At 59.8% G+C, this 13,509-nt stretch carries 12 protein-coding genes and 1 tRNA gene; 4 read left to right on the forward strand and 9 right to left on the reverse strand.

Annotation, left to right across the window (positions count from 1 at the left end):
- Positions 1-228 precede the first annotated feature (228 nt).
- Both DES53_RS04980 and DES53_RS33920 read right to left on the reverse strand, forming a co-directional pair.
- A tRNA-Pro gene (locus tag DES53_RS04980) sits at positions 229-305 on the reverse strand.
- Between the two features lie 137 nt (positions 306-442).
- Positions 443-1,036 (reverse strand): type II secretion system protein, encoded by a 594-nt coding sequence (locus tag DES53_RS33920; protein WP_113957074.1) that lies wholly within the window; start codon positions 1,034-1,036, stop codon positions 443-445.
- A 465-nt stretch (positions 1,037-1,501) separates the two neighbouring features.
- Between DES53_RS33920 and ppdK the strand changes: the two genes are divergently transcribed.
- Positions 1,502-4,456 carry a pyruvate, phosphate dikinase gene (gene ppdK, locus DES53_RS04990; RefSeq protein WP_113957075.1) on the forward strand — a complete coding sequence of 985 codons (2,955 nt, stop codon included), beginning with the start codon at positions 1,502-1,504 and terminating at the stop codon, positions 4,454-4,456.
- A 372-nt stretch (positions 4,457-4,828) separates the two neighbouring features.
- Here the strand turns inward: ppdK and DES53_RS04995 are convergent, their stop codons facing one another.
- The 7 genes from DES53_RS04995 to DES53_RS05025 form a co-directional block, all read right to left on the reverse strand.
- Entirely contained in the window at positions 4,829-6,457 is a 1,629-nt protein-coding gene (locus DES53_RS04995; RefSeq protein ID WP_113957076.1) for a PrsW family glutamic-type intramembrane protease, read from the reverse strand.
- Positions 6,458-6,470: 13 nt separating this feature from the next.
- Entirely contained in the window at positions 6,471-7,487 is a 1,017-nt protein-coding gene (locus DES53_RS05000) for a glycosyltransferase family 9 protein (RefSeq protein ID WP_113957077.1), read from the reverse strand.
- Positions 7,484-8,206, reverse strand: coding sequence for a metallophosphoesterase family protein (locus DES53_RS05005; RefSeq protein WP_113957078.1), 723 nt, complete (start codon positions 8,204-8,206; stop codon positions 7,484-7,486). Before DES53_RS05005 ends, DES53_RS05000 begins: the two co-directional genes overlap by 4 nt.
- Positions 8,207-8,286: 80 nt before the next feature.
- Entirely contained in the window at positions 8,287-9,093 is an 807-nt protein-coding gene (locus DES53_RS05010; RefSeq protein WP_113957079.1) for a hypothetical protein, read from the reverse strand.
- A 19-nt stretch (positions 9,094-9,112) separates the two neighbouring features.
- Positions 9,113-10,027, reverse strand: a complete 915-nt coding sequence (locus DES53_RS05015; protein WP_113957080.1) for an ABC transporter permease subunit — start codon at positions 10,025-10,027, stop codon at positions 9,113-9,115.
- Positions 10,024-10,911 (reverse strand): ABC transporter ATP-binding protein, encoded by an 888-nt coding sequence (locus DES53_RS05020; RefSeq protein ID WP_113957081.1) that lies wholly within the window; start codon positions 10,909-10,911, stop codon positions 10,024-10,026. Before DES53_RS05020 ends, DES53_RS05015 begins: the two co-directional genes overlap by 4 nt.
- A 17-nt stretch (positions 10,912-10,928) precedes the next feature.
- Positions 10,929-11,204 (reverse strand): acylphosphatase, encoded by a 276-nt coding sequence (locus DES53_RS05025; protein ID WP_113957082.1) that lies wholly within the window; start codon positions 11,202-11,204, stop codon positions 10,929-10,931.
- A 132-nt stretch (positions 11,205-11,336) separates the two neighbouring features.
- On the opposite strand from DES53_RS05025, the gene DES53_RS05030 reads away from it, so the two are divergent.
- The 3 genes from DES53_RS05030 to DES53_RS05040 all read left to right on the forward strand — a co-directional run bounded on the left by DES53_RS05030 (position 11,337) and on the right by DES53_RS05040 (position 13,490).
- Positions 11,337-11,762 (forward strand): hypothetical protein, encoded by a 426-nt coding sequence (locus tag DES53_RS05030; RefSeq protein WP_113957083.1) that lies wholly within the window; start codon positions 11,337-11,339, stop codon positions 11,760-11,762.
- Between the two features lie 67 nt (positions 11,763-11,829).
- Entirely contained in the window at positions 11,830-12,189 is a 360-nt protein-coding gene (locus tag DES53_RS05035; protein WP_113957084.1) for a VOC family protein, read from the forward strand.
- 131 nt (positions 12,190-12,320) lie between these two features.
- Positions 12,321-13,490: a class I SAM-dependent rRNA methyltransferase gene (locus DES53_RS05040; RefSeq protein WP_113957085.1), complete on the forward strand. Its 1,170-nt coding sequence runs from the start codon at positions 12,321-12,323 to the stop codon at positions 13,488-13,490.
- Positions 13,491-13,509: the final 19 nt, after the last annotated feature.

The following is a 13,509-nucleotide window of genomic DNA, read 5'->3' on the forward strand; positions in this document are numbered from 1 at the left end:
CCCGCGTGCTGTGATCCATTGAATGAACGAATGGCTTTCCCACCCAAGGGATGCACTCCCGATGGGTAGCGAGGTGCGCCAGATTGCCTTTGCAGTTCCATGGACCTGCAACTTCGTGGCGACCATGCGATGACACACAGTCGCAGATTGTGCGAGCAACGGCGCACATTGCATCAGCTACGGTATTACCCGTGAATCGCGAGCGATCTAACCTGCTGATACTCAACATGGTCGGGCTGGCGGGATTCGAACCCACGACCTCTTCGTCCCGAACGAAGCGCGCTACCAGACTGCGCTACAGCCCGTCATATCTGGCGAGCGGGCATCATGCCTGTTTGCAGTTGAGGTGCAACAGAAACTTTGAAACCGGCTCAAGTTCCAGGCACAAAAAAGCCCCGGGGCGAACCACGGGGCTTTGCAGCGTAAAAAATGGAAACGGAGCTTACTGCCAGCTCTTCAGGTCGTCGGTCCTGGCTTCGCCGCTGCCAGCATCGTATTTCTTGTCAGCACCAGCGCAATAGATGATGACCGAACCTGAAATGTCCGAGTCTTCCGAGGAGGCGTAGGGATCTGCGATCTTGCGGTCACCGTTGTAGTCGAAGACAATCGTGTAGCCATTGGTGCCCCAGATATCGAGCAGACCATCCGTCTGAGAATAGCCGCCAGCTCCCTTTTTGGCGGGAGGGGGTTCGTAGAATCCAATGGAACGGGGATTCTTCGAAGTGTCAGCTCCCGTGAGGATCTCAATGATGGCGCGACCGTCTTCCGCAGCAGTGTCATAGCCATCGACATTGTCCTCTGCAGGAGGGGGGGAGTCGATGGAAGGAAGGCGATTGTATTCGGTCTGATAGCTCTTGATGGCGATCTCAAGGCCTTTCATCTGTGCCTTGGCTTGAAGTTCGCGGGCCTTTTTGAGCACGGCCTGTCCTGCGGGGACAGCGATGGTGGCCAAGATGGCGATGATGCCGATGACGACCAGCATTTCGATCAAGGTGAATCCCTGCGAGAGCAGAGGAGTGGACTTATGGTGCTTCATGGAAGGTAGGAACTTGGGGGGATTTGGGCAACGCAGTGGGTTGGGACGGCAGCCCGTCGGATATTTCCAAGAATAGCGGACTTTCGCCAAAACCGTCAAGATGGTTCGTAGGGTGCCGGGGAGGCGCGGCGGGAACAGGGGGGAGAGTCTGGCGTTCAACCGGAGAGCCTTCCTGCGGATGCCATTGCCGTGAGGTCAAACTCGGCGGCACCGTGCAGAGAGCCTCGCCTTGTCGAAGCTTCGCACTAACTCATGCATCTCAATGCAAGGCGTGCCGCTGGTGCAGGAAGGGCGAGGGCCCTGTCATTCCCTCCGTGATGAGACGGTAATGCAACAATGCCGCAAATGTATTGACAGCCATTTTGAACGAAATACTCTCTGCGAAAATGATCTGCGACTTCCCTGCGCAGGGCTCATTCACAACAACGCAACACACGTCAAAGTCCGTACTCGGGCAACCAAACCATGGCAAAAAAAGCATCCAAAGGTAGCGCAAGCAAAACCAAATACGTATATTTCTTCGGAGCGGGCAAAGCGGATGGTAATGGAAGCATGAAGGCCCTGTTGGGCGGCAAGGGTGCGAACCTTGCGGAAATGAGCCGTATCGGTCTTCCGGTGCCTCCCGGATACACGATCAGCACGGACGTCTGCACGTATTATTACGACAACAAGCACACCTACCCCGCCTCCCTCCAGGGTGAAGTGGAAAAGGGTGTGGCAGGCATGGAAAAGATCATGGGCTGCAAGTTCGGCGATACCAAGGGTATGCCGCTCCTGCTCGCGGTGCGCTCCGGCGCTCGTGACTCCATGCCGGGCATGATGGACACCATCCTCAACCTGGGTCTGAACGACCAGACGGTGCTTGCGTTGGTGAAGGCCACGGGCAACGAGCGTTTCGCCTGGGACTGCTACCGCCGCTTCATCCAGATGTACGGTGACGTGGTGATGGGCGTGCAGAAGCGCCCTGATGAAGACGAAGATCCCTTCGAACTCGTCATCCACAAGCTCAAGCATGACCACCACGAAGACGACGTGGATGACGCCCACCTGACCGTGGACGACTACAAGGAACTCGTCGCCCGCTTCAAGAAGCTGGTGAAGGAGCGCACCAAGAAGGAGTTCCCGACCAATCCCTGGGACCAGCTGAAGGGCGCCGTGGGCGCTGTGTTCGGCTCCTGGAACAACGACCGCGCGATCGTGTATCGCCGCAAGTACAACATCCCGCACGAGTGGGGCACTGCCGTGAACGTGCAGGCCATGGTCTTCGGCAACACGGGTGAAAACTCCGGTTCCGGTGTGGCCTTCACCCGCGACCCCGCCACTGGCGAGAAGGTATTCTACGGTGAGTTCCTCATCAACGCCCAGGGTGAAGACGTCGTCGCCGGCGTGCGCACTCCGAGCCCCGTGGCCGAGCTCGCCGCTGTGATGCCTGCTCCCTACAAAGAGCTCGACCGCATCCGCGGCGTGCTGGAGTCCCACTTCAAGGATGTGCAGGACTTTGAGTTCACCATCCAGGACGGCAAGGTGTTCATGCTCCAGACCCGCAACGGCAAGCGTACCGGCGTGGCCGCTGTCCGCTTCGCAGTGGAAATGGAGAAGGAAAAGCTCATCGACTGGCAGACAGCGATCCGTCGCGTGCCCGCCGACCAGCTTGAGCAGGTGCTGGCTCCCATCTTCGACTCCAAGGCGGTGAAGGCTGCCAAGTCGATCGCCAGTGGTCTGAACGCCGGTCCTGGCGCTGCCAGCGGCAAGATCTACTTCAACTCCGATCGTGCGGCAGCCGCTGGCGACAAGGGTGAGAAGGTCCTCCTCGTGCGTAACGAAACCTCCCCGGAAGACATTCGCGGCATGCTGGCCTCCGAAGGCATCCTCACCCTCCGTGGTGGTGTGTCCTCCCACGCAGCACTGGTGGCCCGTCAGATGGGCAAGGTCTGCGTCTGCGGCGCGGCTGACAAGACGCCGGACATGAGCATCGACTACGAAAAGCGCACGCTGACCGTGGCCGGTACGACTTACAAGGAAGGTGACTTCCTCTCGATCGATGGTTCCTCCGGTGTGGTGTATGAAGGCAGCCTGCCGACCGCAGCTTCCGAAATCACCCAGGCACTCGTCGAGGGCAGCGCGGAAGCGAAGGAAGGTCGCACCTTCCAGAACTTCCAGAAGCTCATGAACTGGTGCTCGAAGGTGACCCGCCTTGCGGTGCGCACCAATGCGGACAGCCCCGACCAGGTGGAGAACGCGCTCGCGTTCGGCGCCACCGGCATCGGTCTCTGCCGTACGGAGCACATGTTCTTCGAAGGTGACCGCATCTACGCAGTGCGTGAGATGATCATGTCCACCGACCTCGAAGGCCGCAAGAAGGCGCTTGCGAAGCTTCTTCCGTATCAGCGCGAAGACTTCACCGGCATCTTCAAGGCTCTCAAGGGTCTTCCCGCAACCATCCGTCTGCTCGATCCTCCCCTCCATGAATTCCTCCCGAAGGAAGACCAGGAGAACGAGATGAGCGACACGGTGAAGAAGACGGGCATGACTCGCGAGTTCATCGTGCAGCGCATCCATCAGCTTCATGAATTCAACCCGATGCTTGGTCACCGCGGTTGTCGCCTTGGCATTGCATATCCGGAAATCACGGAAATGCAGGCCCGTGCAATTTTTGAAGCAGCTGTTGACGTTCAGAAATCTGGCGTCAAAGTGAAGCCCGAAGTAATGATTCCTCTTGTTGGCTTCAAGAAGGAACTCGACTTGCAGGTCGAGATCGTGCATGCTGTCGCGAAAGCGGTCATGAAAGAGCGTAAGGCGAAGATCGACTACCAGGTCGGCACGATGATTGAAGTGCCGCGCGGAGCCATCACCGCTGACGAGATCGCTGAGACGGCACAGTTCTTCAGCTTCGGTACCAACGACCTCACGCAGACTGCCCTTGGCATCAGCCGTGACGACATGGGTGCGTTCCTCACTCCGTATCAGGAGAACGAGGTGTTCAAGAAGAATCCTTTTGCGACCCTCGACCAGGTTGGCGTCGGCTCTCTGATGAAGATTGCCGTGGAGAAAGGCCGTTCCACCAAGTCCGACCTCAAGCTCGGTATCTGCGGTGAGCACGGTGGTGATCCTGACAGCGTGAAGTTCTGTCACCGCCTTGGTTTGAACTACGTGAGCTGCAGCCCGTACCGCGTTCCGATCGCGCGGTTGGCAGCAGCACAGGCAGCGCTCGAAGAAGCGGCCGCCTCGCAGAAAGATGTCCGTAGCAGTGCTGGATCCAAGCCCGCCGTGACGGCGCGCTCGGGAGGCAAGGCCACGGCTGACAAGAAAACAGCAACCAACAAAACTAAAACGAGGAACAAACCTATGGCCAAGAAAGCCGCTAAGAAAGCCGCCAAGAAGCCCGCGAAGAAAGCCGCCAAGAAGGCGAAGAAGAAGTAACGCGGGGCCTTCACAGGCCTGACAAACGCAGACGAACGAAACAATAGTCCGTCAAGAACGAAGTCCTGCGGGGTGCATCCTCGCAGGACTTTGTCGTTTGGTGCTGCCCGTGAGGTGATGGAATGAGGGATGAGCGCAAAGCAAACGAGAAGGGAAGGGGGTGGGCTGGTGTGAGGCCACAGGGGCCGGGCTGCGGATCACTCTCTACATCCTTCACGTGCTTCGCATCGCTGGGCTAGCTGCAAGGCCTGACAGGCGTCACGGCACAAGAAAGCACAGCGTGTCCCTTCACGGCATTGCTGCTGCAACGATGTCTATGCAATGGTGATGTGGTGGACGTTGACGCTTCCCGCATGCGCCCATGCCCACCTCTCACACCTCCCGGAACTCCCGCAGGAAGATGAAGCCGATGACCGCGAGGCTCAGCGCTGTGGAGAGGGTTTCCGTGATGCCCTTGATATTCTGCATTTGGTAGGTGGCTGCGATCATCAGCACACCAACGAGAAGGGAAATGCCCCAGATGAAGATCGAGGTTCGGGAGAAGACCCACCCCGCAGGGCGCTCCGTCCCGGAGTGAAGCAGTCTCAGATAGAATGCCGCGACAGCAGCCAGGATCACGACGTGCATGATGTCCATGCCCCACTCGTCGCCTGCGATGACCGCAGTGAAGTCATAGAGACCATGTGCCAGCGTCACTCCGAGGAAGGCTGTGAGAAACTCGGTCGCTTTGTGAAAGCGCGAACGGAACAGTTCATACGTTCCCCAGCCCAAGATTCCCGTCAGACCGATGTGGAGGAAATTGGCAGTGAGAAACCTGCCCAGAGCAAGTGAGCTGCCGTGTGTGGAGAAGTAGAGAAGATTCTCATCCAGCGCGAACCCAAGTCCCACGCATCCTCCCACGAGAGCAGCTTTCGTCGGAGAGCCATTGTGCAGAAGCACGGGGAGGAAGAAGGCGAATAGAAGCGCCTTCACCGCCTCCTCCGGCAGGCCGACATTGAGGATCCAGTCCATCATGGCATGGGTGAGGGTTGGCGCCTCACTTCCTGCGTCAGAGGGGGTACGGTAGTCGACTGTCTCCTGGAACCAGAGGAGCACCGTCACGCTGACGATGCCTGCAAAGACCGCCGGCAGGAAACGAAACCAGCGGAAACGCTCGCGGCTGGCCGTGTACACCAGGATGACATACCAGATGCCAGCAGTGAACAGCGCGATGAAGAGGGATGCGCCTTGCATCCAGCGTTCCCAAGTCATGCGGGCCATGGCCTGGAAAAGCATTTGCCGATCGGACATGATCTGTGCTGCATCACGCAGCCCGAGGGCATCGACGGTTCGCAGGAAGGACTTGTCGCTGCAGAGTTGTTGCAGCGCTGACGCATCCTTGAGCTGCAGAGCGAGCTCGAAGGCATACCTCCGCGAGAGGGTGGCGTCTGGAAAGCGGGTCCACTCCCGCATCCACGCGCCGAGCACCTCCTTCATGCGCTTCTGCCGCAGCAGGCTTTCAGCATACAACTCGTTTGCATGGCGGGGAGCGTTCTCACGGAGGCTGATTTGTGCAAGGTCAGCCTGCGCCTTCTCCCTCGCTGCTTCGTCCGGGTCAAATCGGAAACGCGCGTAAGCAGCCAGCGCCTCGTAGAGCTCGGCATCTCCAGCGTGCTGGCGGAAGAGCGCCGCCAGATCCATCTCGCCACATTTCAGGGACACAGGATCAAAAGACTGCCCTTTTGGGATTTGCATCTCCATCAGCCACTTCATGACCCTGGCAGGCTCCTTTGCCGGGGCCTGCCGAAGCAGTTGATATTCTTCACCCAGCACCATTTCATTGCTCGCGGCGATTTCGTCTGCACTCAAGGAAGGCATCTTGGGCGGGGGCCACTGCTTTCCACGAATGATCAGCACAGAGACGGAGATGAGGGTGCACACAGCGATGATCCCTGAGGCCACACGCAGCAGGAACGTGCGATCACGCGTCAGTTGAAACGCACGGGAGCGCCACTGGGACATGAGAGAGGAGGGGTTAGCACCAATTCTGAAGGACGAAGTCCGCGGTGCGTCGCGCCGCGCTGGCGTCCATCATCTGCCGGGAGCGCACTTCTTCATCTGAAAATTCACTCCGATGTGCAATACGTCCGGCTTTCCACACATACGCGGCATGGTTGTACGGGCCCACGCGGCGGGGATTGCTCCAGGTGTGAATCCCGAGTGTGCGCGGCTGCAACGCGGAAGAGATGTGCATCGGGCCACTGTCCACGCTGATGCATGCCCGCGATTGCCGGATGAGCCACACGAGGCCGGAGAGGCTGGTCCGGTTCATCAGCGAGATGACGTGGGCGCCGGTGATCTCATGCGGGGTGGAAGACTTCCCGGCAATGACCACAGGTCTCGGCGCAAAGCAGTCGCACAAGGTCTGCAGCACCTCTGCGGAGAGTGATTTTCCTGCGCCACGGGAATAGGGATGAAGCAGGATGAAGTCTTCTGGAAGAGTCTCGCCCTCCGGGCAGGTTCCCTCGGGAAGTGGGAACTCGACGCCGGCAGGCGCCGTGTCGATGCCCAGGGCTCGCACTAGCGTGAGGTACCGGTCCACGGCGTGATCCTGCTTGTTCACCGGAACGACCTTCCGGTAGAGCAGGGAGGCACCTTCGCGTGCGTCGGACATGCCGATGACGGGATCTGTGCCCCGCGCCAGGCTGGTGAGCGCGCTGCGCATGAGCCCTTGAAAGTCGAGGGTGATCTCCGGCATCGTGCGTGGGGCGGCGTTCAGCGCGCGGGCCCACTGGTAAAGCTTCGGGAGAGCGGTCAGCCCCTTGAATTCACCGCGGGGGAAGGGAACAATTTCCGTGAGGTCAGGGTTGCCCTCGAGCAGGGGCATCCACTCCGGGTTGCACATCCAGCGCAGCTCGAGGTGTGGATAGGCGCGCTTGATGAAATGCGCGGCGGGCAGGGTGTGAACAATGTCGCCCAAGGAGCTGGGCTTCACGAGGAACACAGAACGAAACTGTGCGAGATCGGCGACCAGCCCGTTGCTGCTGCTCATCGTCCCAGGGCAAGCCGCTCGGCCAGTATCGTGGGCAGGCCGGCGTCGCGGATTTTCTGCTGTGTGGTGCGCAGGTCGTACTCCAGCCTGCGGATGTTCACCGTCTGCTTCTCCACGTCATAGATGGCGTAGGAGGCGCGCCAGTCGCCATCACGGGGCTGGCCCACACTGCCGACATTGATGAAGTACTTCACGCCACGACGCAGGGTGGTGTCCGTGTCCCGGAGGCAGCGGACCGTGTCATCCTTTTCGTAGATGCGCGGGGCATGGGTGTGCCCGTAGAAGCAGAGCTGGGTGAACTGGTAGCTGAAGCTCGCCATGGCATCGAACCGGTTGGCCACGTAGGCCCAGCTTCCGGGGGAGTCGAGGGTGGCGTGGACGATGGTGAAATCCCGCACTTGGCGCACCAGCTTGAGCTCGCGCAGCCACTGCTTCTGGTCTTCGGTCAGCTTTTGCCGGGTCCAGAGGAGGGCGCTCTCCGCCAGGGGGTTCAGTTCGTCGAGGGTGCGCTCCTGAGTGGCTTCCTCATCGTGGTTGCCCTTCACGACCGGGCAGTTGAGGGAGCGGACGTAGTCGAGGCATTCGCCGGGGTCGGCATTGTATCCGACAATGTCTCCCACGCAGACATAGTGAGTGCATCCCTGCTCTTGGGAATCTCCCATGACAGTCATGAGAGCTTCCCAATTAGCGTGTATGTCTCCAAAGATGGCGTAGCGCATGAAAACGGCGAAGGCTTAACGTTGGCGTGGACGCGGGACAGGTCAAGCGCAGGAAGTGGTCTGTCGAGGAAAACCGGTGCTTAAGGGTTCGTATTCCGCAACATAGGCCGCGGGGAGGTGGTGGATGCGGGGGCCGGGGCGGCGGGGATGCGTTTGTCTGCCGGGATATTCAGCCGGTTCTCCAGAATCCTCAGGTCCCGCTGGATGCTCTCCATCTTGGTGAAGGGGGGGCCCCGGTCGTAGTAGCGCTTCAGAATCTCATAGGCCTGGGCAGAGGATGCACGATCCCCCACCTTCACCAGTTCGTAGGCGCCCAGCCGCTCGATGAAGTCCAGCGATCCGTTCTTATGGGCCTCAATAAAAGCGGTGGCCGCCCGCTCCGGGTCTGGCTGCCGGTCCTTGTAGATGTAGCCGAGGGCCTCAAGGAGACGCCGGTTTTCCGGAAGGTAGCGGAGGCCTTCGTTGAGGATTTCAAGGCCGCGCTGCACGTGATCCTTGAAGAGCTTGTTCTGGATGGCCGCACGAAGGCTCTTGTCCCGCTTGAAGTAGGAGGCGGCGTTGTACGCCATGTGCCAGGAGGCCTCATCCCAATACGTGGGCTCGTAGGGCTGCATGCGCGTCACCAGGGTCATGCGGTTGTCCACCGCACCCCAGTCGTTCCTTTCCCAGGCAGAATAGGCTTCCAGAAACCCGACGCTGGCCACGAGGGAACGCAGCCCGCCCAGTGTGGCCAGGAACATCTGGCCGAAATCTTCCTGCCAGCTCACCGTGGGCGGGGCTTCCTTCAGGCCCTTCTCCCGCAGGTTCATGGTCATGGCGTGGTCCAGCGGGAGGCGCGCCAGGCCGAAGGCCAGGAAGAGGAGCACACCGAGGACACGTTTGTTCATGGAAGTGAGGCGCAGAAGATCAGAGCTCTTTCTCCACGAAGAAGAGGTGGGAGACGACCATGTAGGCCGCCACATACATCGCGGCGTAGCCGGTGAGCTGGCCCACCACACCGAGCGTCACTTCTCCACGAATGGCCGCTGTGGACAGGTCGAACATGCCCAGATCCGGGCAGAGAATTGCAAGAAGCGCTCCCACGGTCTTTTCCGTCCAGCCGTAGAGCCCCTTGAGCACCCACTCCCTCATGAGCGCCACACCGAACCCCGCGATGGTGAAAGCCATGGAGGTGATGATGGTGAAGAGAGTCGTGCTGGCGAAGGTGGAGATGAGCAATGTCATCGCCGTGACCACGGAGGCTCGCAGGAATACCATCCACACCTCCACGTGCACGCCGCTGTTCAGGCCATACTTGCGAATGCTCGCTTCCACATAGGCGACATTCTCCGGGGTGGCTGCCTGCTGCTGCTCCAGCATGGCAATCATGGCGGACAGCAAGGCCTGCTGTTTGAGCCACAGCACCACGGAGAAGATGAGGTCCATCAACAGCAGGCCGCAGAAGAGAAGCAGTAGCATGCCGAGCAGCTTGCCCAGCAGGTACTCGTAGCGCGGGACGGGCTTGCTCAGAATCGTGTAGAGCGTCCGGTCCTCCAGATCCTTGGGGAGCAGGAGTGCCGTGGCAGTGATGGAGAACACGACGGAAGCGACCAGCATGGAACCCATGGACCAGTCCTTGAGCTGCTTAAGCTGCTGTTCGGGACTCAACTGTGGGAAGAAGAAGGCGGCACCCAGGGCCACCAGGCAGAAGACGGCGAGAAACGCCACAATGCGCATGCGCAGGAGTTGGGTCGCCGTGTGGGTGGCGAGTGTCCATATGCGGCCTGGGGAGAATCCCTTGTGCGCGCGCGTTTTCACAGGAGTGGCAATCACGGTGCTCATGATTTGTCCTCCTCACCGGTTTGGGTGGTGCATTCGAGGAAGAGTTTTTCCAAGGTGGTTCGGGGCTTTTCCATGGAGACGATGCGGGCTTTGGCGCCCTCCTTTGCCACCAGTTCACGGATGGCGGCCAGGGTCTGGGGGGAGGCATTTTCCAGAAGGATCTCTGTCTGGTTCTCCACGGAGATGAGGTCGTCCAGGTTGCCTTCGCGTACCATGGAGCCGTTCGACATGATGCCCACACGGTCGCACACCTGCTGCATCTGCTCCAGCAGGTGGGAAGTGACCACAATGGTGATGCCACGCTCCTTCAGCTCCAGAATCAGATCGCGGATGCGCCGTGACGCGACCGGGTCGACACCTGCGGTAGGTTCGTCCAAAATGAGAAGGCGTGGCCCGTGGATGAGCGCCTGACCGAGGCCTACACGCTGTAGCATTCCCTTCGAGTAGCCGCCTACACGGCGGTCTGCCGCGTGTTGGAGGCCGGTGAGTTTCAGCATTTCCTCCGTGCGGTCCTTCAGCTCAGAGCCGCGCAGTCCGCAGAGCTTGCCGTAGAAGAGGAGAGTTTCACGCCCATTCAGGTGCTTGTAGAAGTAGGGATTCTCCGGGAGGAATCCGATGTCCGCCCTGCCAGCCACCTGCTCGCTGCTCTCGCCAAAGACGCGCACCGTCCCCTGCGTGGCGCGCAACAAGCCGAGCATGACCTTCATGGTGGTGGACTTGCCACAGCCGTTGGGGCCGATGAGTCCGTAGACCTCACCCTGATGCACGCTGAAGGAGAGGTCCCGTACGGCCACGAGCGGCTTGTTGCGGAAGCCAGTTTTGAAGGTCTTGGTCAGGTGCTCCACCTCCACTGCGAAGGGAGATGCTTGCGAGGGTGATTCCATGGGGGCGGGTGCGTGGGTCAGTGGACGATGCTGAATCCTCTGACACCCGTGAGGTCCGGAATGTCATGAGACTCCACATTTTTGATGTTTCCGCCCAGCGAGCTGTTTTCGATTTCCTCCAGAAACGCTTCGAGCTCCTCGGAGTCGTGGGACATGGCCTGGAGCTCGACCCGGCCATCCGGCAGGTTCTTCACCCAGCCCAGCACCTCAAATCCGCCCGCGATGCGTTTCACCGTGTAGCGGAATCCCACGCCCTGCACCTTGCCCTTGTAAAAAACCTGTCTCGCTGCCATTCCCATGAAAAAAGCCGGGGCTGCGGCAAGATGCAAGGCTGGAATGTGGGAAGGGTTCGGGCCGCAAGCCCCGGAAACCGATGACGTTCTCTCTACATCTCGTTGATTCCGAAAGTTCCTTTGTCCAAATTTATGTCCTTCCCCCAACTGGACATGTCACACCCTATCTTCAGAGACTACACGTGGGAATTGGACGTCGTTCCGCCCTGGCGCGTTGAAGACTGTGAGCACTGCCTTGAATTCACCCAACCGGAGAGCGCGGGCGCAGTCCACATTAGCGGTGCATGGAAAAGCAATGGTGTCGTTTCAGAAACAGAAATGTTGTCCCAGGTCACCGAGCACTGTTCTGACGACGCCGAACCGGAGAAAGTGCGGTGCGGAGCGTTTGCTGGCTACGTTGCGGAGTACGTCGACTGGCAGGAAGGCACCTTCTGGAAGAAGTGGTTCGTGGCCCGGGGGCGCAGTCTACTTTTCATTTCCTACAATTGCCCACAAGGCGACGAGGACTTTGAGACGGAGGAGGTGACATCCCTTCTGTCGTCGTTGCGTTCGAAGTAGCGAGGATGATGGGGGAGACAGGCGCGTTTCCAAGGAGTACGAGTCTGTCTTGTAGTAGTGAAACCGTATGAGATCAGCTTCCCTCAATCTCGTGGTGCTCCGCTCTTCTGACCTCGCGCGAGCGGCGGATTTCTACACGCGACTGCTCGGGCTGGAGTTTGTGAAACACCGGCACGGGAATGGTCCGGAGCATTTCTCGGCGGAAGTGGGCGGGAGTGTTTTCGAGCTGTATCCCCTCGTACCGGAGGGTCCATCCACCTTGGGAACGCGTGTGGGGTTCAGGGTTCCGTCGTTGGAGGCGGCAATTGCAGCGGTCAGCGGGCCGTATCCAGATGCCGTCCTGTCGCCGCCGAAGGACTCCGCGTGGGGACGCCGTGCGGTGATCGTGGATCCAGATGGGCATCGGGTGGAACTCGTGGAGGACTGAGGCTCAAGAAAACCCCACACCGGAGGTGACATCCGGTCTTTTTCGGCTAAGGGTGCAGGCTGCACTTTTCCGGGCCTGTCCCGGGAAGGTGCTTTCCTGTCTTCAAACTCCATCCCTGTCTTCATCCTTCCATGACCGCCCTTACCGTCAAACCCCGCTCACGTCTCTTTCACGGCCACGAGTGGGTCTACGCCAGTGATGTCCAGAATATCACCGGCAGTGCTGAGCCAGGAGATGTGGTAGCGCTGAAGGATGTAAAGGGCAAGCCGCTGGGCAGTGCGATCTACAATCCGAAGTCGCAGATCGTCGCCCGCCGCTTCTCCTACCGGAAGCAGGACCTCGACCAGGAATTCTTCGTCCGCCGCATTGAGCGTGCGCTGAACTATCGCAAGACCCTGCCGCTCGACCAGAATCTCTGCCGCATCGTGTGGAGTGAATCGGACGGCCTGCCCGGCCTCATCGTGGACCGTTATGGTGACCACCTGGTAATGCAGACGCTGACTTTCGCGATGTCCGCCAGGCAGAACCTGATTGTGGCTGCCCTGGTGGAACTGTTGCAACCCAAGTCCATCACCGCCCGCAATGACTCGCCCGTGCGCAAGGCAGAGGGGCTGGAGCTGGAAAAGAAGCTGCTGCACGGCGCGGCGCCTGAGCCCTTCGAGTACAAGACGAATGGCATGGTCTTCCAGATCGACCTGATGGAAGGTCAGAAGACCGGGATGTACCTGGACCAGATTGACAACTATTCCCTCGTCGCCCGTCACGCGAAGGGCAAGCGCGTGCTGGATTGCTTCACCAACCAGGGTGGCTTCGCCCAGGCGGCGGCTCTTGCCGGTGCGCGTGAAGTCATTGCCGTGGATGTGAGCGAGAGCGCGGTGGAGATGTGCCTGCGCAACGCCCGCAGTGCTGGCGTGGCCATTGGTGCGCGCGCAGACAATGTCTTCGACTACTTGAAGACCGCGGAGAAGGCGGGCGAGCAGTATGACCTCATTGTGCTGGATCCGCCGAGCTTCACCAAGTCCAAGCAGTCCCTCACCGATGCCATGCGCGGATACAAGGAAATCCACCTACGCGCCATGAAGATGCTCCAGCCCGGCGGCATTCTCGCCACCTTCACCTGCTCACACCACGTGAGCATGGGCGACTTCCGCATGATGATCAATTCCGCGGCCGTCGATACCCGCCGCACCCTGCGCTATCTCGACACTTACACTCAGCGCGCCGACCATCCCGTCATCACCGGCATCCCGGAGACCGAATATCTCCGTGGGTATGCGTTGGAGGTGATTGGGGGGTGGTGAGCGAAGTGAGCGGTAGTTC

Source organism: Roseimicrobium gellanilyticum (genome assembly GCF_003315205.1).
Taxonomy (GTDB): Bacteria; Verrucomicrobiota; Verrucomicrobiia; order Verrucomicrobiales; family Verrucomicrobiaceae; genus Roseimicrobium; species Roseimicrobium gellanilyticum.